At 72.5% G+C, this 24,656-nt stretch carries 18 protein-coding genes; 6 read left to right on the forward strand and 12 right to left on the reverse strand.

Going from position 1 to position 24,656, the window contains the following annotated elements; all coding sequences use genetic code 11:
• Nucleotides 1-63: 63 nt before the first annotated feature.
• The gene (locus EBN88_RS16000; protein ID WP_122184559.1) at nt 64-570 is read right to left on the reverse strand and encodes a putative quinol monooxygenase; all 507 of its coding nucleotides are present in this window, start codon (nt 568-570) and stop codon (nt 64-66) included.
• Nucleotides 571-849: 279 nt separating this feature from the next.
• On the opposite strand from EBN88_RS16000, the gene EBN88_RS16005 reads away from it, so the two are divergent.
• Nucleotides 850-1,455, forward strand: a complete 606-nt coding sequence (locus EBN88_RS16005) for a 3'-5' exonuclease (protein ID WP_122184560.1) — start codon at nt 850-852, stop codon at nt 1,453-1,455.
• 37 nt (nt 1,456-1,492) lie between these two features.
• On the opposite strand, the gene EBN88_RS16010 is transcribed toward EBN88_RS16005, so the two are convergent.
• Complete coding sequence (locus EBN88_RS16010; protein ID WP_122184561.1) at nt 1,493-2,173, reverse strand: response regulator; 681 nt, start codon at nt 2,171-2,173, stop codon at nt 1,493-1,495.
• 295 nt (nt 2,174-2,468) lie between these two features.
• Here EBN88_RS16010 and EBN88_RS16015 point away from each other — a divergent pair, with 295 nt between their 5' ends.
• A complete protein-coding gene (locus EBN88_RS16015) occupies nt 2,469-3,074 on the forward strand; it encodes a DoxX family membrane protein (protein ID WP_122184571.1) in 606 nt (201 codons plus the stop codon).
• 116 nt (nt 3,075-3,190) lie between these two features.
• Here the strand turns inward: EBN88_RS16015 and EBN88_RS16020 are convergent, their stop codons facing one another.
• The 3 genes from EBN88_RS16020 to EBN88_RS16030 all read right to left on the reverse strand — a co-directional run bounded on the left by EBN88_RS16020 (nt 3,191) and on the right by EBN88_RS16030 (nt 7,300).
• On the reverse strand, nt 3,191-4,042 hold the full coding sequence (locus EBN88_RS16020; protein ID WP_122184562.1) for a GntR family transcriptional regulator: 852 nt from the start codon (nt 4,040-4,042) through the stop codon (nt 3,191-3,193).
• 189 nt (nt 4,043-4,231) lie between these two features.
• Nucleotides 4,232-5,677: a cellulose binding domain-containing protein gene (locus EBN88_RS16025; RefSeq protein WP_122184563.1), complete on the reverse strand. Its 1,446-nt coding sequence runs from the start codon at nt 5,675-5,677 to the stop codon at nt 4,232-4,234.
• A gap of 63 nt (nt 5,678-5,740) precedes the next feature.
• Nucleotides 5,741-7,300 carry a beta-N-acetylhexosaminidase gene (locus EBN88_RS16030; RefSeq protein WP_122184564.1) on the reverse strand — a complete coding sequence of 520 codons (1,560 nt, stop codon included), beginning with the start codon at nt 7,298-7,300 and terminating at the stop codon, nt 5,741-5,743.
• Between the two features lie 365 nt (nt 7,301-7,665).
• Between EBN88_RS16030 and EBN88_RS16035 the strand changes: the two genes are divergently transcribed.
• The 4 genes from EBN88_RS16035 (at nt 7,666) to EBN88_RS16050 (ending at nt 13,836) form a co-directional block, all read left to right on the forward strand.
• Nucleotides 7,666-8,922, forward strand: coding sequence for an extracellular solute-binding protein (locus EBN88_RS16035; RefSeq protein ID WP_407703417.1), 1,257 nt, complete (start codon nt 7,666-7,668; stop codon nt 8,920-8,922).
• A 145-nt stretch (nt 8,923-9,067) separates the two neighbouring features.
• Complete coding sequence (locus EBN88_RS16040) at nt 9,068-10,066, forward strand: carbohydrate ABC transporter permease (protein ID WP_122184565.1); 999 nt, start codon at nt 9,068-9,070, stop codon at nt 10,064-10,066.
• Nucleotides 10,063-10,941 carry a carbohydrate ABC transporter permease gene (locus EBN88_RS16045; protein ID WP_158621396.1) on the forward strand — a complete coding sequence of 293 codons (879 nt, stop codon included), beginning with the start codon at nt 10,063-10,065 and terminating at the stop codon, nt 10,939-10,941. The genes EBN88_RS16040 and EBN88_RS16045 overlap by 4 nt, the downstream gene beginning before the upstream one ends.
• A 237-nt stretch (nt 10,942-11,178) precedes the next feature.
• Nucleotides 11,179-13,836, forward strand: a complete 2,658-nt coding sequence (locus EBN88_RS16050) for an NACHT domain-containing protein (RefSeq protein ID WP_147472739.1) — start codon at nt 11,179-11,181, stop codon at nt 13,834-13,836.
• A 63-nt stretch (nt 13,837-13,899) separates the two neighbouring features.
• Here the strand turns inward: EBN88_RS16050 and EBN88_RS31240 are convergent, their stop codons facing one another.
• The 7 genes from EBN88_RS31240 to EBN88_RS16085 form a co-directional block, all read right to left on the reverse strand.
• Nucleotides 13,900-17,349, reverse strand: a complete 3,450-nt coding sequence (locus tag EBN88_RS31240; protein WP_199742376.1) for a PQQ-dependent sugar dehydrogenase — start codon at nt 17,347-17,349, stop codon at nt 13,900-13,902.
• A gap of 165 nt (nt 17,350-17,514) precedes the next feature.
• Entirely contained in the window at nt 17,515-18,291 is a 777-nt protein-coding gene (locus EBN88_RS16060; protein WP_199742377.1) for an ABC transporter ATP-binding protein, read from the reverse strand.
• A complete protein-coding gene (locus EBN88_RS16065) occupies nt 18,284-19,045 on the reverse strand; it encodes an ABC transporter ATP-binding protein (protein ID WP_122184567.1) in 762 nt (253 codons plus the stop codon). The genes EBN88_RS16060 and EBN88_RS16065 overlap by 8 nt, the downstream gene beginning before the upstream one ends.
• Nucleotides 19,042-20,229, reverse strand: coding sequence for a branched-chain amino acid ABC transporter permease (locus EBN88_RS16070; RefSeq protein WP_199742378.1), 1,188 nt, complete (start codon nt 20,227-20,229; stop codon nt 19,042-19,044). Before EBN88_RS16070 ends, EBN88_RS16065 begins: the two co-directional genes overlap by 4 nt.
• Entirely contained in the window at nt 20,213-21,097 is an 885-nt protein-coding gene (locus tag EBN88_RS16075; protein WP_122184569.1) for a branched-chain amino acid ABC transporter permease, read from the reverse strand. The genes EBN88_RS16070 and EBN88_RS16075 overlap by 17 nt, the downstream gene beginning before the upstream one ends.
• Before the next feature lie 7 nt (nt 21,098-21,104).
• On the reverse strand, nt 21,105-22,346 hold the full coding sequence (locus EBN88_RS16080; protein ID WP_122184570.1) for an amino acid ABC transporter substrate-binding protein: 1,242 nt from the start codon (nt 22,344-22,346) through the stop codon (nt 21,105-21,107).
• A 253-nt stretch (nt 22,347-22,599) separates the two neighbouring features.
• A complete protein-coding gene (locus EBN88_RS16085; protein WP_233580715.1) occupies nt 22,600-24,351 on the reverse strand; it encodes a cellulase family glycosylhydrolase in 1,752 nt (583 codons plus the stop codon).
• Nucleotides 24,352-24,656 lie beyond the last annotated feature (305 nt).

Raw genomic sequence — 24,656 nt, forward strand, 5'->3', positions numbered from 1 at the left:
GGTGACCACGGCGCCCCGGCGCGGCGCCGTGGTCACCCGTCGCGCGCCGTCAACCGCGCGCCGTCAACCGCGCGCGGGCGCCGGGGCGTCGGGGTGCGGGCTGATCATGGTGTCCAGATACGCCTCGGGGGGCGCGACCAGGTAGTCGAGGAGGTGGTCGAGGAAGTCCCGCAGCGGGGGGTACGCGTTGTGGGCGTCCAGGTCGGCCCGGGAGCGCCAGACCTCGTAGAGGAAGAAGCGGCCGTCGGGACGCAGATACACCGCCAGGGTGTTGAGCGCGAGCGCGACGACCTGTCCCGTGAGAAAGGCCGGGTCGTCCTGTTCCACCCCGCCGAGCAGCTCGGCGAGATCCACCGAGTCAAGCACCTCGGCGCACTCCTCCTCCGACGCGTCCCCCGAGGCCGCGCGCCACCCGAGGTCGAGCAGCTGCTCGAACCACTCGCCCTCCTCAGGGTCTGCGAGGAGGCGATGCGCCCCGGCAAGGTGCTCGGCGCAGACGGCGCAGAAGGCGGCGTACGCCTCAGCGGATGCCTCCCGCAGGGCGTCGGCGGCGACGGTCTGGCGTGTCACGGCTTCCCTCACGATCGGCCGCGAGCACGTGGGGGACGGGAGGTGTCCGACGTGCTCACTGGGCGATCACGATAGCCATCGGATCGGGCACGTCGCTCGGGCATCCGGTCGTCAGGAACGTTCCGCCGACCGCCCGCCGAACGGGGCCGGGGCGGGACCCGCCGGATGGGCACCGGCCGGTGCCCGGGACCGTCGGGGCGGCGGCTAGCATCGGCGTTCCGAATGGCCCCGGTTGTCCGTTCGTGCGGGGTGGTGCGCGGGCGGTGAAGGAGATCCGTGATGTCGTCCCCCGTCTCGTCCCTTGTCGCCCTGGACCTGGAGTTCACCACCTGGGAGGGCGCGGTCGAGACCGACTGGTCGGGGCCCGGCCAGCTGCGGGAGATCGTGCAGATCGGCGCCGTGCGGCTGGGCGAGGACCTGTCCGTGCGGGAGGAGTTCGAGGTCCTGGTGCGGCCGGTGGCCAACCCGCGCCTGTCCCCCTACTTCTGCGCGTTGACGGGCATCCGCCAGGAGGACGTGGACCGCGACGGGCTGCCGCCGGCCCGGGCCCTGGGCGACCTCTTCGCGTTCTGCGCCGGGGGCGTGGCGTTGTCGTACGGCAACGACATGATGGTCCTGGGCGAGAACGTCGGCTGGGCGCGGGCGCGGGGCGAGGTGCCGCGGCACGGCTTTCTGGATGCCGCGTTCCTGAACATCAGGCCCTGGCTGAACGCCCTCGCACCGGAGACCGCCGCCACCAACTCGGGCGGGCTGTGGAAGGCGCTGGGCCTGGCCCGCCCCTCGGACGGCGCCGAGCACTCGGCGCTCTTCGACGCGCACTCGCTGGCCGCCGCCCTCCGGCACCTCGTCGAGCGGGGCCACCCGCTGCCGGCCGGCTGCCGCTGACCGGCTCCGCCGGCCGGGACGTCCGGCCGCCCGCCGGTCAACGGCCGCCGCCGCCCGCCTCCTTGGCGAGGATCGCGGCCTGGACGCGGCGCTCCACGCCGAGCTTGCCGAGCAGCCGGGAGATGTGGTTCTTCACGGTCTTCTCGGAGAGGTAGAGCCGCGCGCCGATCTGGCGGTTGGTGAGCCCCTCGCCGATCAGCTCCAGCACCTCCCGCTCGCGGGCGGTCAGCGTCGCCAGGGCCTCCTCCTGCGGCGAGGCGGCCGGCGCCGACTCCGTGCGGAGGCTGGTCATCAGGCGGGCGGTGGTCGCCGGGTCCAGCATGGACTGCCCCGAGGCGACGGTCCGCACGGCGGCGATCAGGTCGGAGCCCTTGATCTGCTTGAGGACATAGCCGGCGGCGCCCGCCATGATCGCGTCGAGCAGCGCGTCGTCGTCGTCGAAGGACGTCAGCATCAGGCAGGACAACTCCGGCAGCCGGGAGCGGAGTTCGCGGCAGACGGAGATCCCGTCGCCGTCGCTGAGCCGCACGTCGAGGATCGCCACGTCGGGCCGCAGCGCCGGTCCCCTGGCCAGCGCCTCGGCGGCGCTGGACGCCTCGCCGACGACCGTCATGTCCGGCTCGGCGTCCAGCAGGTCGTGCACCCCGCGCCGCACCACCTCGTGGTCGTCCAGCAGGAAGACCCTGATCGGCCCCGCGCCGTCCCGTTCCGCAGCCATGCCCGCGCTCCCGTGTCCCTCAGGGCACCCCGCCGGTGCCCTCCGTCCAGGGTGGACCAGCGCGCGGGGAAGCGCATGGGCCGAACGGCCCCCGTTCCCCGGCGGTCCCGGAGTCCCGTTCCGCACGGCGCGCCGGCGCCCCGGGCCCAACAGCCCCGGCGGAAGGGTCCGTTCGGCCCCATCGGCGGGCACCGCGCGGCCCATCCGGCGGGGGTTCGCCGCGAGGAGAGTGGAGTTCGCCGAGAGGGACCCGACCGGGACCTCCGGCGCCAACTCCCAGGAAGGGAAAGGGACCATGACTCTCCAGGACACCCCGCAGGCCCAGGGCGGACTCTCCCGGCTGCTGGCCTCGGGGAGGGACGCCACCGCGCCGGCCCAGGCCGACACCCCGGCCACCCGGTTCCTCGCGGTGCTGAGGATCGCCACCGGGTTCGTCTTCCTGTGGGCCTTCCTCGACAAGACCTTCGGCCTCGGCTATGCCACCCCATCGGAGAACGCCTGGATCGACGGCGGCTCGCCGACCCGGGGCTTCCTCAGCAACGTCTCGGTCGGGCCGCTGGAGTCCACCTTCCAGTCCTGGGCCGGGGACGCCTGGGCCGACTGGCTGTTCATGCTGGGCCTGTTGGGGATCGGCGTGGCGGTGCTGGCGGGCGTCGGGCTGCGGCTGGCGGCGGTCGCGGGCTCGCTGATGATGGCCCTGATGTGGGCCGCCGAGTGGCCCCCGGCGCAGCACCTGTCGGACGGCTCGCCCAGCATGTCGAGCAACCCGTTCCTGGACTACCACGTGCTCTACGCACTGGTGCTGGTCGCCCTGGCGCTCTTCCGGGCCGGCGACACCTGGGGCCTGGCCCCGCTGTGGGCCCGGCTGCCGGTGGTGCGCACCACCCCCTGGCTCCGCTGACCGTCACGCGATGCACACCGCATCCCCCACGCTGGCGCCCCGCCCGAACTCCCGGGCGGGGCGTCGGCGTTGGCGCCGGCCCGGCGTCGCGGGCCAGCGCGCCGGCCGCCCGGGGGTCAGTCGGCGCGGTGGATGTCGCCGGTGGTGGCGGAGACGACGGGGCGGGCGGGTGTCGCCTCGGCCGGCGGGATGCCGGGGTGGTGGCCGCCGGCGGCGGACGGCGCGGCGGCGGCCGGCGGGCCGTCGAGGAGGGAGAGGCGGGAGACGATGCGGTAGCGGTCGCCCCGGTAGAGGGAGTGGCAGTACTCGACGGTGCGGCCCGTGGTGTCGGTGGTGACCCGGCCGAAGAGCAACGCCGGGGAGAACGGCGGCACATCGAGCAGTTCGGCCTCGGCCTCGCTGACCACGGTGGGTTCGATGGACTGGCTGGCCTGGCTGACCTGGACCGCGTGCCGGTCGCGGAGATGGTCGTAGAGGTCGCCGGCGGCCAGATCGTCCTCGGTCAGGTCGGGCACCAGGTCGACCGGCAGGTGAAGGTACTCGATCGCCATGGGAACGGTTTCGACCAGGCGGAGTCGGGCGACGGCGAAGACGCGTTCCGCCGGGGACATCCGCAGCTTGCGGCCGACGCGGACGCCGGCCGCCTGCACGGCGAAGCGCAGCAGCCGGCTGGTCCAGGCGCCGGAGGCCGGCGGGACGGCGAGCGAGTCGCCGGCGCCCGGCACCAGTTCCTGGGTGATCTTCCCGGGCGCGATAAACATGCCCCGGCCGTGTTCCCTGACCAGTTGGCCGGTGGCCACCAGCTCGTCCACGGCGGCGCGCAGCGTGGGGCGGGAGACCTCCAGCCGGGCGCAGAGGGAGCGTTCGGAGGGGATCGCGTCGCCCGGGCGGCGTTCCTCGATCAGTTCGAGCAGGTGCTCGCGGACCCGGTCCCGCTTGAGCGCCGCTCCGTGTGACGGCCTGGTCATGCCCTCTCCCCCGACCTCGACTGCTGTCGCTGTTCCTGTCGCTGTTCCTGCCCGCCGTGGCGTGCCATTGACCAGCATATGACCAGTTGGGTTCGGCCGGCTCCGGGCGGGTGCCGGGAGCCGGCCGAACGGTCGCCAGAGGTAAGGGGAACGGGCAACGACCGGTCGGGAACGGTCAGTCGGGGCCGGTCACCGGGCGGCGACGGTGTCGGTGAACGCGACGCCCTCGTCGCGCAGCGCCGTCACCCGCTCCGCCACCTGCCCGGGGGTGAGGGCGGTGTCGGCCGCGAAGTAGACGTAGTCCACCTGCTGGTCGTAGGCGCGCGGGGTGGTGGTGTCGGGCTGGCCGAGCAGGTCGATGAACCACTGGTTGAAGTTGATCGACATGGGCCGCTCCGGCAGGTACGGCTCGCCGTGGACGGCGAAGAGCCGGCCGTCCACGTAGTAGCGGATGCTGGTCTCGTCGATGGTAAAGACCAGGTCGTGCCAGCCGGCGAAGCTGGTCCGCTCCTCGGTGTGGGTGTTGACCGCCTCCCAGGGGTCGGGCCGGTAGGTCTCCCAGGAGGTGGCGTAGAGGATGTTGGCCGGCTCGCCCCAGCCGCCGTTGGGCAGGTACTCGAAGTCGTACTCGGCGTAGTCCGGGTCCATCGGGGCCGTCAGGTCGTTGATGGAGAAGAACGTCTGCACGATCCGGTCGCCGTCGGGTCCCGAGCGGGGCGCGTCGGAGAAGTTGACCCGGGCGGCATAGGTGCCCTGTTCGAACTTGACCGCAGAGGTAAACAGTTCGGACTGTTCGGTGCCGGCGGGCGTTCCGTCGGTGCCCGACTCCAGATTGAGAACGGTGCCGCCCTCGGCCTCGGGGAAGGTGATGTTCTCCGCCGGCCAGCTGGCCCCCGGGACGCCGGGGCCGCCGCTGTTGGTGCGGACCACCCAGCCGTTCTGGGCGAGGGCCGGGTCGTTGTGGGCGGCGTAGCTGAAGTCGTCGAAGAGTTCCTCCGACGGCGGCTCGCCGGGTTCGCCCGGCTCGCCCGGTTCGCCGGGGTCGTTGCCCTCGGGCGCGGTGCCCCAGACCAGGGTGCCGGCGCGCTGGACGGTGATCCGCTCCCAGGGGCCGTAGGCGGACTGGGTGGCGCCGAAGGAGTAGTCGTCGGCCTGGTTGACGGCCTGCCAGTCGGCGCGGTGCAGGCGCAGTTGCAGGTCCCCGGTGTCGGCGCCGGGCGCCAGGGTGCCGGCGCGGAAGCCGATCTCCAGGTAGCGGTCGGCGTCCTCGGTGGGCGCGGACAACAGGCCGAAGGTGCCGGTGACGTTGGCGCAGCCCAGCACGGCCCAGGAGCAGCCGAAGCGGTAGTCGGTGCCGGGCGACTCGGCCCTGAAGTAGTAGCGGATGGTCAACTCGTCGAGCGGGACGGCCTGGTCGCCGCTGTTGACCAGTTTGAGCCAGGGCTCGATCTGGTCGGCCGTCGCTGAGGTGTTGCCGCTGCGGTAGTGGACGGCGACGGCCGTCTCGTCGGCGGCCGCGGCTCCGGTTTCGGCGGCCTGGGAGGTGCCGGCGGCGCCGAGGCCGGCGAGCAGGGCCAGGCCGGTGAGGAGCGCGGCGAGCCGCCGCCCTCCCGGGGTGCGGTGTCGATGACGCATCGGATGCTCTCTCTTCTCGTTGGGGTGGGGTGGTGCGGGGAACGAAGGGGGCGTGCGGAGTGGTCAGGTGAGCGGGGCGTTGTCCTGGTGCGCCGGCGGGCGACGCGGCGCGCGGTGGTGCACGCCGAGCGCGTCGAGGCGTGCGCCGTGGCGGACGAGCCGGGCGGTCAACGAGCGGGCGCCGTGCGCCGGGACGGCGCCCGCCGGGCTCCAGGCCGCCTCGGCCAGGGCGGCGAGTCGGGGGAAGGCGAGGTACTCGACGTCGGCCGGGGTGGGCGCGAACTCCGTCCACAGCTGGGCCTGGGTGCCGAGCACCGCGTCGGCGTGCGGCGCGTCGGCGGGCGCCGGGTCCCAGCCGGCGATGGCCTCCAGGGGCACCACCCCGTCCTGGCCCAGCGGTTCGCGGGGGTCGGCGGAGCGCGGGTAGTCGAGGTAGGTGCGGTCCCAGGGGGTGGCGATCACCCGGTGGCCGCGCGCCGCCGCGCGCGCCGTCTGCGCCCCGGAGCGCCAGGTCATGGTGACCGCCTCGGGCGGCAGGGCGCCGTCCTCGCCCTCGTCCCAACTGACCGGCGTGCGCCCGTTGTCCAGCAGGAACGTCGCCATCCGCCGCAGGAACCAGCCGCGCAGCGCGGCCGGCCCGGCCAGCCCCTCGGCGCGGGCCCGGGCGAGCGCGGCGGGGCTGGTCTCCCACTCGGTGGTGGGGCACTCGTCGCCGCCGATGTGCACGTGTTCGGCCGGAAAGACGTCCATCACCTCGGCGAGCACGTCGCGGCACACGTCCAGGGCGGCGTCGTGCGGGCCGAGCACGTTCGGGCACACGCCCCACTCGGTCCACACCGGCAGCCGGCGGCCCGGGTCGTTGCCCAGGTGGGGGTAGGCGGCGAGCAGGGCGCGGGTGTGGCCGGGGAGTTCGATCTCGGGGACGACGGTGACGCCGCGCTCGGCGGCGTAGGCGACGAGTTCGGTCAGCTCGCCGCGGGTGTAGTGGCCGCCGTGCGGCACGCCGTCGAACCGGCCGCTGCCGGCCCGCCCCACCATCGACTCGGCGCGCCAGCCGCCGACCTCGGTGAGCGCGGGGTGGGCGGCCACCGGCATCCGCCAGCCCTGGTCGTCGGTGAGGTGCAGATGGAGCACGTTCAGCTTGTGCAGGGCGAGCAGGTCGACGAACCGGCGCACGAAGGCGACGGGTTGGAAGTGCCGGGCGACGTCGAGCAGGGCGCCGCGCCAGGGGAAGCGGGGGCGGTCGGTGATCTCGACGCGGGGCAGGCGCCAGGCGATCCCGCGCGCCGGGCGTGCGCCGAGCGCGGCCGGGGGCAGCAGCTGGCGCAGGGTCTGGACGCCGTGGCGCAGCCCGGCGGCGGTGGCGGCGCGCAGCAGCACGGCCTCGCCGCCGACGGTCAGGCCGTAGCCCTCGGGGCCGAGTCCGGCCAGGGCGCGGTCGACGACCAGGGAGATCCGGCCGTCGGCGCTGGCGGGCAGCGGCAGCCCGGTGGCCGGGGCGAGGGTGGCGCGGAGCAGCTCGGCGACGGGTTCGGTGCCGGGGGTCAGGCGCAGCGCGGTGTCCGGGGTGAGCGTGAAGTGTCCGGCGCGTTCCAGGAGTTGACGGGGCAGCGGGATGAGCACGGATGCCTCCGGGGAGCGGGTGGCCCGGGTTCTGGCTCCCGGGAGCGGCCCTCTGGTTTTCCAACTGGTAATGGAAAGCCTTGCACTGGTAAGGAAAGTGGCAGCCTCGGCGGCGGGGTGTCAAGGGCCCGCGTTCCCGGTTCGCCGGCGGTTCGTCCCGGGCGCCGTGGTCACGGGCGGTGACCGTGCGAGGCGGCAAGCGGGCCGGGAGCGGGACGAGTTGGGCGTGAAGATCGTCGAGCCGGGAACGGCCGGCGCCCCTTGACGGCCCCAAAGGTCTATGCCATTTTCGACGCTTACCACGCCGCCAAGCCAATTGGTCAGTCACCCGAGCCACTTCCGCCCTCTCGACCACGAGGTGACCCGTGAAGTTCCGTCCCCTGGCCTGTGCCACCGTCCTGACCAGCGTCATGGCCCTGACAGCCTGCGGGGGAGGCTCCTCCGACGGCGACGACGGGCCCGTCACCCTCGACGTCTGGCTGATGCGCGACAGCGTCAGCCAGGAGTTCGAGGAGGAGTTCGTCACCGCCTTCGAGGACGCCCATCCCGATATCGACGTCAACGTCCAGATCCAGGAGTGGAACGGGATCGGCGAACGCGTCACCGCCGCCCTGGCCAGCAACGACGCGCCCGATGTGATCGAGGTCGGCAACACCCAGGTCGCCCAGTACGCGGCCAGCGGCGGCGTCACCGACCTCACCGACCGGGTCGCCGACCTCGGCGGCGAGGACTGGCTCCCCGGCCTGGCCGAGCCGGGCGCGGTGGACGGGCGCCAGTACGGCATCCCGTACTACGCGGCCAACCGCGTGGTGATCTACCGCACCGACCTCTTCGAGGCCGCCGGCGTCGATCCGGCCGAACTGACCACGCGGGACGCCTGGTTGGCGGCCACCGAGCGGCTCAACGAGCCGGAGGGGCAGCAGGGCATCTATCTGCCGGGCCAGAACTGGTACGCGCTGTCCGGATTCATCTGGGACGAGGGCGGCGACCTGGCCGTGGAGACCGACGGCGGCTGGGAGGGGGCGCTCGACACGCCGGAGGCGCTGGCCGGCATGGAGTTCTACCAGCGACTCCAGGCGCTGGGCGAGGGGCCGCGCGACTCCGACGAGGCCGAGCCGCCGCAGGTCGAGGTGTTCGCCGGCGGCGAGGTGGCGCAGATCATCGCCGTGCCGGGCGGCGCCAACCTGGCCGTGGAGCGCAACCCCGAACTGGAGGGAAGGATCGGCTTCTTCCCGATCCCGGGAAAGACCCCCGACACCCCGGGCGCCGTCTTCACCGGCGGCTCCGACCTGATCATCCCGGCCGCCTCCCACGACCCCGAGGCCGCGTTCACCTTCGTCGAGGAGCTGACCGGCGACCGGTGGCAGCAGGAGCTGTCCCGGGCGATGAGCTATGTGCCCAACAAGACCACGCTGGCCGACGAGGTCGCCGACGACCCGGGCGTGGCGGCGATGGCGGTGGGCGCGGCCAACGGGCGGGCGACGCCCAACACCCCGGAGTGGGCGGCCGTCGAGGCGGAGAACCCGATCAAGGACTACATGACGGCCGTGCTCACCGGCTCCGACCCGGCCGGGGCCGCGCGCGAGGCGTCCGAGGTGATCACCCGGGCGCTCAACCCCTGACGCCCGGCCGGCCGTTCCCTCGCCCGCCGTTCCCCCGCCCGTTGACGACCCCCGCCCGTTCACGAACCCCGCCCCGTCCATGAACCCCGCCCCGTCCATGAACCCCGCCCCGTCCATGAACCCCGCCCGAGTTGGAGGGAGTGCCATGCAGGCCACCGGTCGGCGCGCGGGGCGCGCCACGCCGCCCGATCCCCCTTCCGTTCCCGAGGCGCCGCCGGCCGGCGCCGGTTCGCCAGCGCCGGCCGGCAGGCCGCCGCGCGGCTCCGGCTGGTGGCCCTACCTGCTGATCGCGCCCACCGTGCTGGGCACGGCGGCGCTGCTGGTGGTGCCGCTGCTGCGCGGCGTGCTGATCTCGCTCCAGGACTTCGAGCTTCGCCAACTCATCAACGGCGACGCGGAGTTCGTCGGCCTGGACAACTACGCCACGCTGCTGGGGGACGCCCGCTTCTGGGAGGTGGTCCGCCGCACGTTCCTGTTCATGGCGATCAACGTGGTGGCGATCATGGTGCTCTCCACCCTGGTCGCGCTGCTGGTCGAGCGGCTGGGCAGGTTCGGGCGGACGATGGTGCTCAGCGGTCTGGTGCTGGCCTGGGGAATGCCGGTGATCGCGGCGACCACGGTCTTCCAGTGGATGTTCCACTCCGAGTACGGGGTGGTCAACTGGACACTGACCAGCCTGGGCTTCGAGTCCTTCGACCGCTATCCCTGGTTCGCCAACGGGCCGGCCGCCTTCGCCATCGTGGTCTTCCTGGTGGTGTGGCAGTCGATCCCGTTCGCCGCCATCACCCTCTACGCCGGCCTGACCACCGTGCCCAAAGAGCTGCACGAGGCGGCCAGGCTGGACGGGGCCAGCGCCTGGCAGGCGTTCCGGACGATCACCTATCCGATGCTGCGGCCGATCTTCCTGCTGGTGCTCTGCCTCGAAGTCATCTGGACCTTCCGGGCGTTCGTCCAGATCTGGGTGATCACCCAGGGCGGGCCGGGGGACGCGACCACCATCCTCCCCGTGTACGCCGTGCAGACCGCGCTCTCCGCGCAGCGCTACGACCTGGGCTCCGCCGCCTCCATGATCACGGTGCTGCTGATGTCGACCGTTCTGGTCATCTACTTCCGCCAGTTGTACCGGCAGGAGGCCGAACAGTGACACCCTCCGTCCCGACCGTTCCGCCGTCGGCTCCGGCGTCGCCCGCGCGCCGCCGGCGGCGCCATCCGCTGCGTTCGACGCTGGCCGTCGTGGTCTTCGCGTTCTGCGTCTTTCCCGTCTACTGGATGTTCTCCACGGCCTTCAAGCCCTCCACGGACATCCAGACCGATCAGCCGCAACTGGTTCCGCTCAGTTGGACCTTGGATCACTTTCGGACGGCGATCGACAGTGACGGCTTCTGGCTGTTCTGGCGCAACAGCCTGCTGCTGACGGTCGGGGCGGTGCTGCTGGCGCTGGTGGTGGCGCTGGCCGCGTCGTTCGCCGTGGCGCGGATGCGCTGGCGCGGGCGGCGCGCGTTCCTGGTGCTGATCTTCGCGGCGCAGATGGCGCCCTGGGAGTCGCTGATCATCCCGATCTACATCATGTACCGGGACGCCGACCTGCTGGACCGGCTGCCGGCGCTGACGTTGATCTACTTCATGATCACGCTGCCGTTCACCATCGTGGTGCTCCGCAACTTCCTGGCCACCGTGCCGGAGGAGCTGGAGGAGGCGGCGCAGGTGGACGGCTGCACCCGGCCGGCGGCGTTCCGGCGGGTGGTCTTCCCGCTGCTGGCGCCGGGGTTGATGGCGACCTCGCTGTTCGGGTTCATCACGGCCTGGAACGAGTTCGCCTATGCCAACTTCCTGATCATCAAGGATCAGGACAGTCGCACCCTGCCCGTGTGGCTGACCTCGTTCCAGAACACCTTCGGCACCGACTGGGGCGCCACCATGGCCGCGTCCTCCCTCTTCGCGCTGCCCGCGCTGCTGATCTTCCTGCTGCTGCAACGCCAGGTCACCTCCGGCTTCGCCTCGGGGGCGGTCAAGGCGTGAGGCGGGGTCTGGACCTCTGAGGGGCCGGAGTCCCGGGCCCCCCGGGTGAGGGCGCGCGCGCCCGCGCACGCGTGTCTCTGCGCGCCCCCAACGCGCCACCGCACCACGGGGCTTGACGGAACGCGACGCCGCTCGCCCGACGTTCTCCCCGTGATCCCGGCCGGCGGCGCCGGCGGGATCAACAGGGCGGCGGCCAACGGGCCACTGCCAGGGACCTCCAACGGGAACGCTGAGGAGATGGACGGGGAGACACGCGGGGACGGCGGGCCGCTGTTCGTGCACAACGAGATGTCCGGGCGCGCCGACTATGTGGTGCAGATCGGCCAGGTCATCGGCGATGTCACCGTCAACGCCGTCATCACGGAGGCCGATCCGGTCGAACGGGCCGTCCGTGAGCTGGCGTTGAGCGTGCACGCGCAGTGGGGCGCCGAGCTGCGGGCGCGGGACGTGGCGGCGGAGCGGGAGCCGTTGCACGTCCGGTGGGCGGCGCGCTGGCAGACCGCCCCGGAGGCGCGCGGCTCAGGCGAGCACGTGGCCGGGGCGCCGGCCACCGGCCACGGGCACGCCGGGGACGCGGCGGCGCTGGTGGACGCCTTCCTCTCCCTCTCCTTCCGCCGGCTACTGCTCCTGGGCCCGCCCGGCTCGGGCAAGTCGGTGCTGGCGATCCACCTCACCCGCGAACTCGCCGCCCGCTGCCTCGCCACCGCCGGCGCACCCGTTCCGGTGCTGCTCACCCTGGAGGGCTTCGACCCGGCGAAGGAGCACTTCCACGCCTGGGTCAGGCGCAGCCTGCCGCCCGCCGCCCGGGACCGGATTCCCGGGCAGCGGCTCCTCCCCGTCCTCGACGGACTGGACGAACTGCCCCCGCACCGCCGGCGGCAGGTCCTCCAGGGGATCGACGGCGCCCTCGGCCGGGACGACGCGGTCATCCTCGCCTCCCGGGAGGACGCCTACCGCGAGACGGTCGCCGCCGGCGCCGAGATCACCCGCGCCTCCACGCTCACCGCCCGGCCCGTTGAGCTGTCCGAGGCGACGGCCTACCTGCTCCGCGCCACCCCGTCCCGGCTCCACGACCGGTGGCGCGCGGTCGCCGAAGCACTGGCCCGCGACCCCGGCGCGCCTCTGGCCCGGGCGCTCGCCAACCCGCTGATGATCTGGCTCGCCAGCCGCTCCCCCGCGCCCGAGGAGCTGCTGGCGCACGGCGAGGACGTCGAACGCCGGCTGCTCGACGCCGTCTTCCCCGCCGTTTTCACCGAGGACCCCACCGACCCCGACCGGCTGCACGCCCCGGGCCGTTGGAACCCGGCGCGGGCGCGCGGCTGGCTCACCGCGCTCGCACGCCGCCTCGACGCCGAAGGCACCGCCGAGTTGGCCTGGTGGCGGCTGTTCCGTGGGCCGACGAGCTGGTTCCTGACGGTGGCCGTGCTGTTCGGCCTGTCCCTGGGCCTCGCGCGCGCCGCCGAGGCGTTCACCGCCTGGTACGCCGAGGACTTCTCGGCCACGCTGGGCCTGGAGCTGTCGCTCTCCATGGGGGCGTCGCAGGGCGCGTTGCTGTGGTTCGCCGCCGAGTACTGGTTCGGCGCCCGCCGGGGCGAGCCACGCCGCCGCGCCAACCCGTTCCGCATCCACGCCGCGCTCCGCTCGGCGAGCCGGGCGGCCTCGGTGGGGCGAGTGGCGTGGGCCTCGGTGGCCGTCCTCTCCCCGGCCGTGGTCACCGTCCTGGTCTCGACGGGGGCGTACGACCAGCGGCCCTATCTGGTGATGGCGGTCTGCGGGTCCGTTCTCGCGCCGCTGTTGATGGTCGCGATCGCCGCGCCGGCCGACACGGTGGACGCGGCGACGCCGGCGCGGCTCCTCGCCGACGAACGCCGCGCCACGCTGCTGTCGGTGACGGTGGTGGCGCCGCTGATCGGGATCGGGCAGGCCGCACACGACTGGTTCGGGGTGGCGCCGGCGGCCGGCGTCAGGCAGGGCGTGATGGGCTGCTTCGGCGCGGCGGCCGTGCTCTTTCTGCTGAGCCCGTGGAGCCGTTGGCTGCTCGCCAAGTGCTGGCTGGCCTCGCGCGGCGTGGTGCCGTGGTCGCTGATGGAGTTCCTGCGCGACGCGCACGCCGGTGGGCTGCTCGCCCAGGGCGGCGGCACCTTCCGCTTCCGCCACCTGAGCCTCCAGCGGCACCTGCTCGCCCCGACGGCGCCTCGACTCGGCGGGCCCGTGCCCGCCCCGCGCACCGTGCCGGCCCCGCGTACCGCGCCCGCCGCCGGCGCTCCCGTTCCCGCCGCGCGCCGGTCGCTGCGGCAGGAGATCACGGACGTCGAGTCCCGCCCCGCAGCCGGGCGGAAGGGTTGGCGGGTCCACCAGGACGACGCCCACGCCTTCCGCGTCACCGCCCGCCAACGGCGCCTCCCGGTCGCGCACTGGCCCGCGCTGCTGCTGGTCGCCACGCTGTTGATGATCCGGGCCGCCATGAACGGGGAACCGCTCCGGGCCCTGGTCTCGGCGGCGATCTGGTGCGGCTTCGCGGCGCTGATCAGCCTGCTGGGGCTGGCCAGGCCGCCGGTCACGACTGAGCTGTTCCTGACGCCCGACCACCTGGCGTTCCGCGTCGGGCGGCACAACGGCTGGCTCGCCTGGGCCGATGTGCTGGCCGTCGACATCCGCAGGATCACCGCCAGAGGGCGGGACAGCAAGGTCTACGCCGTGCATGTGACGCCGCGCCACGGTGCGGCGCCGCCGCCGCGCTCCTTCCGCAGCGGGGGCGGGCGTTACTGGGTGCTGCCGCTCTCGGTCGTGCCGGCGCTGCCGTCCGATGTCTCGGCCGCGCTGGCCCGCTTCGCCGGCGCCCGCTGGACGCCACCGGCGGCCGGCCTCACGCCGAACGGCGGCCCCGGCGCGTGAGCGCGCCGCCGCTCGGTCAACGGCGCGCACCGCGCGGGCCGTTGACCAGGCGGCGGCGCGGGATCAGGGGGCGGGCTCCGCCGGGGTGCCCGTGACGGTCACGTCCCGCACCCGGCCGAAGTTGTCGAAGGAGCCGAAGCCGAGCCGGCCCGCGCCGAGGGTCGTGTCCGTCGCGGTCATCAACGGCTCGTCCGCGCCGTCGAGATAGACCGCCGTCTCGCCGGTCTCCGCGCAGACCTCGACGCGCACCTCGTGCCAGTCGGCGTCGTCGATCGCTGGCGGGGCGCCGAGTTGGCCGTCCCACTGGTCGTCCACGCGCACCCGGTCGGCGTCGTTGACGACAAAGATCCCGTTGTGCGGGTAGATGGTGTTGTCCTGCGAGAGATGAACGTAGGAAAACCGGGTCGGCGAGACATAGTGATAGATCAGCACCACATCCCGATCGTTCCTGGTCACCGGCTCGTCGATGCGGACCGTCGCCTCGTAGACGAACGAGGAGTACGCCGGCCCTGCCGTCAACACCGCGTACTCGAACGGCCGTCGGGGCCCCGACGGCTCCTCGCCGGCGGCGGTCTGGATCACCTCGCCGTTCTCGAACCGCCACAGCCCGGGCGTCAGCGGCGCCCAGTCGGCGGCCTCGCCGACGTCGGTGGTGACGGTGTCGCCCACGGCGCAGCCAGGCGTCGGCCGCTGCCCGGCGTCGCCGGTGACCTCGGTCACGCGCCAGACCTTGCCGTTGGCCTTGGACAACAGATAGAGCCGGCCCTCCGCGTCCTGCCCGAACCGCAGGTCGACCCGGCCGCCGCCGGCCAGCTCCGCCATGGTGGTGGGCCGGCCGTCCGGGCCGACGAGGCCCACCTCGTGGAACGGGGCGCGCTCGCCGCCGCGTTCGAAGGCGGCGGCCTCGGCGAAGCGCGGCTCGCCGCTGACGATGTCGCCGAAGACATAGCGGCCGTCGAGCACCGGGTAGACCCCGTCCGGCGGGACGAAGCCGCCGACCAGGGAGACGCCGGAGTTCCGCCCCAGCGACAGCACCGGGTAGGTGTAGCCGTAGGCGTCGTCGTCGGGCGGCAGCGGATAGACGTTGGAGGGGTCGTCCCTGCGGAAGACGAAGCCGCCCTCGCGTTCGTTCCAGCCGGCGTTGTCGCCCGGCTCGATGTCGTAGACGGAGTCGATGGACTGCTCGCCGATCATGCCGACGAAGAGCCGGCCGTCGGCCGGGTTCCAGCTGAAGCGGTGCGGGTTGCGGAAGCCGAGGGCGTAGACCTCGCCGAGCGCGTCCGGCTGGCCGACGAACGGGTTGTCCGCCGGGATGCCGTAGGCACCGCCGGGCCCGTTGTCGCCGGCGGGGTCGATGCGCAGCAGCTTGCCCTGTGGCTCGCCCGGGTCGAGCGGCCGGTCGCTGAAGTTGGGCACCTCGTCGCCGTCGCCCGAGGCGATGTAGAGCAGGCCGTGGTCGGCGTCCCCGGGCCCCGCCAGCGGGTTGAAGGAGATCTGTTGAAGCCCGTGAAGGAACCAGCTGTAGCCGATGCGCAGCACCTCGCGCCGGGTGCCGGCGAACGTGTCGGCGCCCGGGTCGTCGGCGGTCCACTCCGTGATCACCCCGTGGACGCGGGTGTCCTCGGGCGGGGTGAAGGTCGGCGTTGCGCTGGTCAGGGCGTCGCCGGCCTCGGTGTGCACCGTGTAGAAGCGGCCGTTCTCGGCGAACTCGGGGTGGAAGGCGACAAATCCGAGTCCGGTGCCGAGGGAGGGTTGGATGACGAAGTCGGGGAAGGTGTCGGCCGCGTCGAGGTACTCGGTCTGCTCCCCGGTCTCCTCGTCCACCAGATAGAGCGGACCGTTGAGATCGGGCACGGCCAGCCGACCGCTCTCCGGGCCGCCGGGGCCGGGCAGCTCGGAGACGAAGTTGATGCGTGCGGTGCCGTCGCCGCCGGTGGCCGGCAGGTCGGTGAACTCGTCCAGGTGCAGCTGGACGTCGGAGGGCAACGGGGTCTCGGGGATCGGGGTCTCGACGGGGCCGTCACCCTGGTCAACGGCCTGGCAGTCGTCCGCGTTCCCGCTCGGCACGCGAAGATTGACGGACGTTGGGTCCACCGCGATGTCGTCCAGCAGCAGCCGGCCGGCGGACGTTCCCCCGTTGAGCACGAAGAAGCGGTCCAGGCCCTCGGCCGTGGACTGGCGGAAGGCGTAGTCGAGTTCCTCGTCGACCGGCAGCCGGATGGTGGTCCGGTAGGGGCCGCCCCTGCTGTAGAGGCGGAGCCGGTCGTCGGCGTTGTCGGCGACCAGCCAGACGCACTGCCAGGCGTCGGCCGACCAGGTGCCGGCCTGGGCGAACGCGTCGCCGTCGCGCACCTGGAGGTCGCCGCTGTTCTGGCTGTTGGCCTGCACCCGCATGTCGGGGAAGCCGGTCGGGGCGTCCACGTCGGTCAGCCCGAGCGAGGTGTCGACCGGCCCGTCGCGCCGGGCGCGAAAGAAGACCGTTCCGGTCGCGCCCTCCGCGATCTCGGGCACGGCCCGGTGCGCGGCCAGGTCGTTTCCGGTGAGTTCGGCGACCTGGTTGGGCGCGGGCGGCTCGGTCGGGTCGGCCAGCACCCGGGCGTCCTGGCCGGCGCTCCAGCCGTCCTGCCCGTCGAGCGCCGCCGGCTGGTAGCCCTCGAAGTCGACGACCTCGGCGTAGGCGGGCGCCGGGTTGGCCGTGGTCGCGGTGGCCGGGGACAGGTGGATCTCGTCCAGGTGAACGTCGCCGGTCGGCACGTTCTGGTCGTCGTTGAGCAGCAGGAAGGTGCGCAACTCGGCGTCGCCGCCGGTGCGGAACGCGAACTCCGTCTGCCTGTCGGGCCCGCTGGCCGGCCTCGGCTCGCCGCCCGCGTGCGCGGTGTGGACCTGGTAGGTGTCGGCGGCGTTGTCCACCACCAGCCAGACGGCGTACCGTTCGCCGTCCTCGACGTCCGTGTCGAGCACCCGGTCGGCGTCCCCGTCGCGGGCGACCAGGCCGCGCGCGTCCAGGGTGAGGTGGGGGCCGAAGTCGTCGAGGTCGAACGGGTCGCCGGTGGTGTCGGCGCCGAGGCCGGGGGACTCGTCGGCGCTCAGGCCGATGTTGAGGCCGGTCGCCTGCCGGTCGTCGGCGACGAACTCGAGGAACGCGGTGCCGGTGGCCGCCGGCTCCAGGGTCAGCTCGCCCAGCTCGGCGTAGGCGTTGCCCCGGTAGCGCACGGAGTCGCGGCCGGAGAGGTGGATGGTGAGCGCCTTGCCGGAGAGCGCGGCGGGCGCCTCGTCGGAGACGACGGCGCCGTCGGGCGCGCCGGGCGTGTTGACGTGCCACGAACCCTGGGTGCGCAGGCTGCCGTTGGCGTAGTCGTCGAAGACGGCGAGCGGGGCGAAGCCGTCGACGGCCGGGGCCGGGGCCGCCTGGCCGAAGGCGTCGGAGGCGCTGGCCGGGAGGCCGGCGAGCAGGGTGGCGATCAGCGCGCCGGCGGTGGCGGTCGCGGCGACCGTGGTGCGTCTGGTTCTCATGGGACTCTCCGCAGGACGTGGGGGCATGGGAGGTCGTGCGAGATGGTGCGCGAGGGTGAACCGGGAGCAAACGGGGGGCGTGGGGGTGAACGGGCGGGGGCGCGGCGCGTTGTCAGGGCGCGCGCCGCATATGGGCGCGCGCCCGAGGTCGGGTCGCCGCCCTGGTCAGGACGCCGCCTTGGGGCGGCCGCCGAGGTACAGCTCGGAGAGCCGCCTGTCGGCGAGGAGTTCGGCGGCCGGGCCCGAGATGTGGACGCGGCCCAGGTCGAGAACGCAGCCGAGGTCGGCGGTCTCCAGCGCGCGGCGGGCGTTCTGCTCCACCAGCAGCACGGCGGTGCCGGCGTCCCGCATCCGCGTGATCTGCTGGAAGACCGTCGCCGTGGTCCTGGGGTCGAGGCCCATCGACGGCTCGTCCAGCAGGACAACCTTAGGGTCGATCATCAGCGAACGGGCGAACTCCACCTGCTTCTGCTGCCCGCCGGAGAGCAGCCCGGCCAGCTGCTTCCACCGCTCCCCCACCACCGGGAACAACTCCCGCACGAACGCGACCCGTTCGGCGATCCGCGCGCGGTCCCCGATGGTGTAGGCGCCGAGCAGCACGTTCTCCTCGACGGTCATCTCGCGGAAGACGCTGTGGCCCTGGAGCACATGGGCGAGCCCGGAGCGGAGCATCTGCTGCGGGCCCTGTCCCGTGACGTCGGCGCCGTCGACGAGCACCCGGCCCTCGCGGGGGCGGAGCAGTCCGCTGGCGACCTTCAGCACGGTCGACTTGCCGGCGCCGTTGGGCCCGACCAGGCAGACCACGGTGCGCGGCGGCACCTCGACGGTCAGGCCGCGCAGCACCATCGCGGCCCGGCCGTAGCCGGCGTACACGTCGTCCAACACCAGCAGCGGGCGGGCGCGTTCGGCGTCGGCCGGGGACTTCTGGGACTCGTCAGACACCAAGGTAGGCCTCCAGAACTCGCGGGTCCTCCCGCACGACGGACGGCGGGCCCTCGGCGATGGGGCGGCCCCGGTCGAAGACGACCACGTGGTCGGAGAGGCTCATCACCATCTCCATGTTGTGCTCGACGATGAGGAACGTCTTGCCCTCGGCGTTCAACTCCCGCACCAGCGCGCCGATGCGGCCGATCAGGGAGGGGTTCACGCCGCCGGCCGGCTCGTCGAGCATGATCGTGTCGGGGTCGGACATCAGCACCCCGGCCAGCTCCAGCAGCTTCTGTTGCCCATAGGAGATGGCGCCGGCCTCCGCGTTCTCCAGGTGGTCCAGGCCGACGCGGACCAGCAGTCCGCGCGCCCGCTCGATGGCCCGGGCGTCGCGGGAGGGCGCCAGCAGCTGGCGCAGGCCGTCGGTGCGGACGGCGACCAGCAGGTTCTCCAGGACGGTCATCCGGGGGAAGATCCGGCAGAGTTGGAAGCTGCGGCCGATTCCGCCGCGCGCGATCCGGTGCGGTGCCCGGCCGGTGATCTCCTTGCCTCGGAAAAGGACCGATCCGGAGTTGGGTTTGATCATTCCGGTGACACAGTTAAAAAAGGTGGTCTTGCCGGAACCATTGGGGCCTATCAGCGCGTTGATCCGACCGTCACGGAACGTAACCGTGGCCTCGTCCACCGCCCGCACTCCGCCGAAGGACCTGGTCAGTGCGACCGTCTCCAGCCCCACCGCCGCAGCCGTCTCCGTCGCCTTCTCGCTCATCGCCCGCCCTCGCTCTCGGAGTCCGGCTCGCCCGCGCCGCCGGACGCGCCGTCCGGCGCATCGCGGGACGCGCCCTCGGGCGCGCCCGCGCCGCCGGCCGCCGCCCTCCGCTCGTTCCTGGCCAGCAGCTCCTCCGCCGTGACCTCCCGGATCGACGCCTGCCTCGGGCCGAGGCGGCGCAGCAGCGCGCCGGCCGCCGGGATGATCCCGTCCGGCATGAAGAGCACCACGATCCCCAACAGCGCGGCCGTGGTGACGAGATGGAGCTGGGTGTCGCCGAACTCCAGCTTGAAGTACTCCAGCGCCGTCCCGACCACCACAGCGCCCACCAGCGGCCCGAACAGGTTCCGGGCGCCGCCGAGCAGCGCCATCAGCACCATGTAGGCCCCCAGCAGGATGGAGAACTGGAAGATCGGGTCCAGATCGCCGAACCACAGCGCGTACAGCCCGCCCGCCAGCGCGGTGAACGTCGCCGAGATCAGATACGCCGCCAGCTTGTAGTCCCGCGTCGGCACGCCCAGCGCCTCGGCCTTGTCCTCGTCCTCCCGCACCGCCTTCAGCCCGGCGCCGAACCGCGAGCGGTCGATGACCCACCAGGTCAGCAGCATCACCGCGAGCAGCGCGACAAACAGGTAGTAGAAGATCCGGTGGTGGTCGGGACGGTAGAGGTCGGCGAACGGCCGGGGCACGTTCAGCCCGTTGGCGCCGCCGGTGAAGTCCTCCCACGCCTGGAAGACCAGCAGCAGGATCAGCACGAAGGAGATCGACACGATCACGAACGACGCGCCCCGCACCCGCAGCGCGGCGATGCCCACGGGGACGGTCACCACCAGCACGATCAGCCCCGCCAACAGCCAGGCGAGGAACGGCTGGAGCGACAGGTCCCTGATCAGCAGGCCCGTGCCGTAGGCCCCCAGGCCGAAGAACGCGGCGTGCCCCAGCGAGACATAGCCGGTGAAGCCGCCCATGAAGCTCCAGGCGGTCGCCGTGCAGGCATAGCAGGCGACGATCACGCCGGCCGAGAGCACATAGGCGTTCGGCACGAGTTCCGGGAAGAGCAGCACCAGCGCGGCACCCACCACAAGCGTCGCGTTGCGCACCCAGCCCGGCGGCGTGAACCCGCCGGCGCTCCTCCCGGCCGTCCCCTCGACGGTTCTCTCCTCGGTGTCAGAAGCGTTGGGCAAGGCGACCTCCGAAGAATCCCTGGGGGCGGAGCATCAGCGTCACGAACAGGGCGATATAGAACAGGGTCTGCGCCCAGGTGGTGCCGAGTTCGACCTGGAGCAGGCTCTGTCCGATCCCGAGCACCAACGCGGCGATCGCCGTGCCCGGGATCGAGCCCAGGCCGCCGACCACGATGATCGCCATCAGCGGGCCGATCCAACTCCAGTGCAGCGACGGGTAGATCGTGGCGTCCAGCGACAGCGCGGTGCCGCCGATGGCGGCCGTGGCCAGACCAATGCCGAAGCCGACGCCCGCGACCCGGTCCGTCCGAATGCCGACCAGCTGTGCCGCCTCCCGGTGCTGGATGGTGGCCCGCAGCGCCAGACCGAACCTCGTCTTCTTCAACAGGAGGAACAGCAACGCCAGGGACACCGCCGCCAGCCCGAAGGCGATCAGCTTGACCACCGCGATCCGGGCGCCGAAGAACTCGAAGTTGCTGCCGGAGTACGACAGCTGGACGCGCCGCTGGGTGCCGGACCAGGCCAGGCCCAGCAGACCCTCGATCAGCAGCGCCACCGCGAAGGTCAGCAGCACCGACATCATGGTCAGCGTCGCCGGCCGTAGCCGGGTGATCAGCACCCGCTGGATCAGCACCCCGATCCCGAAGAAGAGAGGAACGGTGAACACCATCGAGAACAGCGGGTCGAGGCCGGTCTCCCGGTGGAAGTACCAGGCCAGATAGGCGGCCAGGATGACAAAGGCGGCGTGGGCGATCATCACCACCCGCATCACGCCGAAGTAGAGCGTCAGCCCGGCCGCGAGGATGGCGTAGAGCCCGCCGAGCAGCACGCCCAGCACCAGGCTCTGGAAGAGAAGCGTTCCGTCCATGCCCTGCTCACCACTCCGGCTTCGGGTAGACGAACTCGGCTTCCTGGGTCTCCTCGGGAAGCACGATGCGGATCTCGCCGTCCACGTACTGCTGGATCAGGTGCGCGCCCTCCGGGCGGCCCTGGGCGTCCCAGCTCAACGGGCCAACGATGGTCTCGACCTCGTTCTCCCGCAGCCAGTCGACGAGTCGTTCCTGGCACTCGCCCTGCTCGGCGCAGCCGACGGCCTCCACGGCGGCGGCGACCACCTGACCGGTGGTGTAGGCGTTGGCCTCGTCCTCGGCCGGCGGGGTGCCGAACATCTCCTGGTACAGCTCGACGAACTCCACGTTGGACGGGTACGGCGCGTCCGGGGTGTAGCCGGTGGGCGAGAGGATGCCCTCGGTCCTCGCGCCGATGGCCGCGGCGAACTCGGGGTTGGTGGGCGCGGTGGAGAACGCGGCCAACTTCGGCTGGTAGTCCAGCTGTCGCAGCTGGACGATGATGTTGACCGCGTCCTGGTACTGGGTCCCGCCGATCACCATGTCCGCGCCCGACGCGTTGATCTTCGCGGCGATGGAGGAGAAGTCGGTGGTGTTGGGCGGGTACTCCTCGTCCACCACGATCTCCAGGCCGCCCTCCCGCAGTCGGTCCCGCAGGCCGTAGGCGGTGGACTGCGCGAACGGGTCGTCCATCGACGCGACCGCGACCGTCTGCGGCCGTTCATCCTCCGGAAGCGACAGGATGTGATCGGCGAGATGGTTGTAGTGGTCGTTGGCGACGGCGGGGGCGGCGTAGAAAAGGTTCTCGAAGCCCTGCTCGAACACCTCGTTGGCGGCGCCGGCCGGCTCGACGAAGAGCATCTCGTACTCCTCGGCGACCCGGGCGCTGGGTATCACCAGCCGGGTGGAGAACGGCCCGAAGACCAGGTCCACCTCGTCCAGCGCGATCAGCGCCTCGTAGTCCTGCACCACCCGGTCGGCGGCGGACTGGTCGTCGAGGATCTTCAACTCGACCCGCTTGCCGAGGAGTCCACCGTTCCGGTTGACGGCCTCGACCCACGCCTCGTAGCCGCGTTGCACGCCCTTCCCCGGCTCGGAGAAGTCGCCGGTCAGCGGGAGCGAGACGCCGATCAGGATCACGTTCTCGTCGTCGCCCCTGGGGTCCCCGGAACAGGCCGTCACCAGGAGCACGGACGCGGAGAGCGCCGCGGCCCATGCGGCGGCGCGGGGTCGCTGCCGCTGTGCCTTGGCCAAGCGCCGGTTGGGCATGAAGGGAGGTCTCCTCGCGTCATCGCAGGGCGGGGTGTCATCGCGGGGCGGTGTCATCGCAGGGCGGGGTGGGGTGCCACGGCCCGGAGTAAGCGCTTTCCTCGGCCGCTGCGTGGGTACCGTACTGGCCGAGCAAAGAACGAGCAATATTCTCGACAGCCCCCGTCGTACCGGGACACGCGTGGGCCCCGGGCGGCGAACGCCCGGGGCCCGTGCCGCCCCGCCCCTTCGGGAAAGCGAAGGAGAGGGTTCGTCAGTCGGCGGGGGTGCCGGTGACCGTCGAACCCGAGGTGGTGACCTTGTAGTTGAGCGTCGCGCCGCTCCAGAAGTGGAACGTCAGGTTGACCGTCGCGTTGTCCCGCACATCCGCGAAGAACTGGGGCGTCAGCGCGATGGTGCCGGCCTCGTAGTCCGGGTTGAAGGTGTAGCCGAACTCCTTGTACGAGGTCCAGTCCTGCGGGCCCGCGTTGGTCCCGTCGTCGTAGACCGCCTCCATGGTGGCGAGCTGGTCACCGAGGAACGCCGTCGGGATCAGCAGTTCCTCGGTGGTCCCGGTGGCCGCCTCCTGCGTCGGGGTCTCGTGAACGATGACGTTCACCTCCCACGGCACCCCCGCCGAGAACTCCAGCGTCAGGGTCGCGTTGACGCCGTGCTCCTGGCTCTCGGTCAACCGGGTCAACAGAGCGTCGGAGAGGGTGAGTTCCTCGCCCGAGACGGTGTAGTCCGTGCCCTCGGCCAGCGGCGTGCCGTCCTCGTTGACCGAGACGAGCGTGTTGCCGTTGGGGTTGAGGGTGAGCGTCGCCGCCTCCGGCGCGGCGCCGCGCGGGACATAGACCTGGTCGCTGGAGGCGGTGCCCGAACGCTCCGTCCAACTGGAGGCGATGTGCGCGAAGAGCGCCGGGTCCTGCCACACGTGCTCGGTGCGGTCGAGGTGTTGACCGTTGTCCCAGAGCATGGTGGTCACGCCGTGCTCGCGCGCCTCCGCGCCGAACGCCTCGAAGAACTTCAGCTTCTCGCCCTGCTCCACGGTCCCGGTGTGCGTGTCGAAGCCCAGCAGCCCGTACTCGCCGAGGATCACCGGAATGCCCTGCGAGACGAACGACTGGTCCACCCGCTCGAACATGCCGGTCAGGTCGGCCTCGGTCTCCTCGTCGAAGCGGGTGTAGCCGGCGATGTTCACGCTGAACGGCCAGAAGCCGTAGTAGTGAACGGTGGCCGCCAGGTTCGGGTCGTTCAACTCGGCGAAGGTCGCGTTGAGTTCGTCCAGCCGGGCCTGGTCGGCGGAGGTCTGGAGGGTGGGCAGAACGAGCACCCGGTCGGCGTTGTCGCCGCCGGAGGAACGGACGATCTCGTGGAACGTCGCGTTCAGCTCGTGCATCAGCTCGGCGTTCTGCTGGTCCCCGGAACTCCCCTCGAAGAACGGCTCGTTGATGCTCTCGAAGAGCACCTCGCGCGGCGCGTCGGCGAAGGTCTCCGCGATCTGGGTCCAGGTGGCGGTGTAGCGGGCGAGCACCTCGTCGTGCCTGGTCGGCAGCTCCATGACCCACTGCCAGGAGTCGTGGTGCACGTTGATGAGCACGTAGAGGTCCTCGGCGAGCGCCATGTCCACGACCTCCTCGACGCGGGCCAACTGCCCGGCGTCGATGGTGTAGTCGGGCGCCGCGCCCTGGTGCTGGGACCAGGTGACGGGGATGCGCACGCTGTTGAAGCCTTCCGCCTTGACGGCGGCGAACAGGTCCTGCGTGACGCGCGGGTTGCCCCAGGAGGTCTCGTCGTCGCCGGTGGCGTCGAGGGTGTTGCCGAGGTTCCAGCCGGGTTGCATGGCGGCAACGACGCCTTCGGCGTCCGCCGGAGCGGGCGCCGCGCCGGCGGCGGGCGCCTCCCCGGCGGGGCTGGCCGGGGTGGTCGGGGTGGCGGCCTGCGAGAGGGCCGGCAGGGCGGCCAGCCCCAGAACGGCCAGTATCGCGGCCAGTACGGTCAACAACGGTCGTGAGCGGCTCTTCACGTGCGCCCCTTCCGGGTTGGGGGGTGGTGGGGGTGAGGGGTTGGTCCTCGGGGGGTTGAGGGTTGGGGGTTGCGAGGTTGGGCGTGTGACGGTTGGGCGGTGCGTCGTGAGGTGGGGTGCGCGTCGCCTCCCCGGCGGGGCGGCGCCGACCACGCCTTCGGTCCGCCGCACGCACGGGGAGGCAACGCGCGGGAGCGCTCCCATGCCGTCGGCGATGCTAGCTGTCGAACGCCGTTCGCATAACCGGTCGGGAACGGGGGCCGCGAAGCGGCTCGTGCCCGTGGGGCACGAGCCGCGCGGGGGCC

This window comes from Streptomyces triticirhizae (assembly GCF_003696235.1).
GTDB classification, from domain to species: domain Bacteria; phylum Actinomycetota; class Actinomycetes; order Streptomycetales; family Streptomycetaceae; genus Streptomyces; species Streptomyces triticirhizae.

Excerpts from the sequence above, each read along its gene's own strand:
- EBN88_RS16005 (WP_122184560.1), top strand. The coding sequence starts at position 850 with ATGTCGTCCCCCGTCTCGTCCCTTGTCGCCCTGGACCTGGAGTTCACC.
- EBN88_RS16010 (WP_122184561.1), bottom strand. The coding sequence starts at position 2,173 with ATGGCTGCGGAACGGGACGGCGCGGGGCCGATCAGGGTCTTCCTGCTG.
- EBN88_RS16015 (WP_122184571.1), top strand. The coding sequence starts at position 2,469 with ATGACTCTCCAGGACACCCCGCAGGCCCAGGGCGGACTCTCCCGGCTG.
- EBN88_RS16020 (WP_122184562.1), bottom strand. The coding sequence starts at position 4,042 with ATGACCAGGCCGTCACACGGAGCGGCGCTCAAGCGGGACCGGGTCCGC.
- EBN88_RS16025 (WP_122184563.1), bottom strand. The coding sequence starts at position 5,677 with ATGCGTCATCGACACCGCACCCCGGGAGGGCGGCGGCTCGCCGCGCTC.
- EBN88_RS16040 (WP_122184565.1), top strand. The coding sequence starts at position 9,068 with ATGCAGGCCACCGGTCGGCGCGCGGGGCGCGCCACGCCGCCCGATCCC.
- EBN88_RS16050 (WP_147472739.1), top strand. The coding sequence starts at position 11,179 with ATGGACGGGGAGACACGCGGGGACGGCGGGCCGCTGTTCGTGCACAAC.
- EBN88_RS31240 (WP_199742376.1), bottom strand. The coding sequence starts at position 17,349 with ATGAGAACCAGACGCACCACGGTCGCCGCGACCGCCACCGCCGGCGCG.
- EBN88_RS16065 (WP_122184567.1), bottom strand. The coding sequence starts at position 19,045 with ATGAGCGAGAAGGCGACGGAGACGGCTGCGGCGGTGGGGCTGGAGACG.
- EBN88_RS16075 (WP_122184569.1), bottom strand. The coding sequence starts at position 21,097 with ATGGACGGAACGCTTCTCTTCCAGAGCCTGGTGCTGGGCGTGCTGCTC.
- EBN88_RS16080 (WP_122184570.1), bottom strand. The coding sequence starts at position 22,346 with ATGCCCAACCGGCGCTTGGCCAAGGCACAGCGGCAGCGACCCCGCGCC.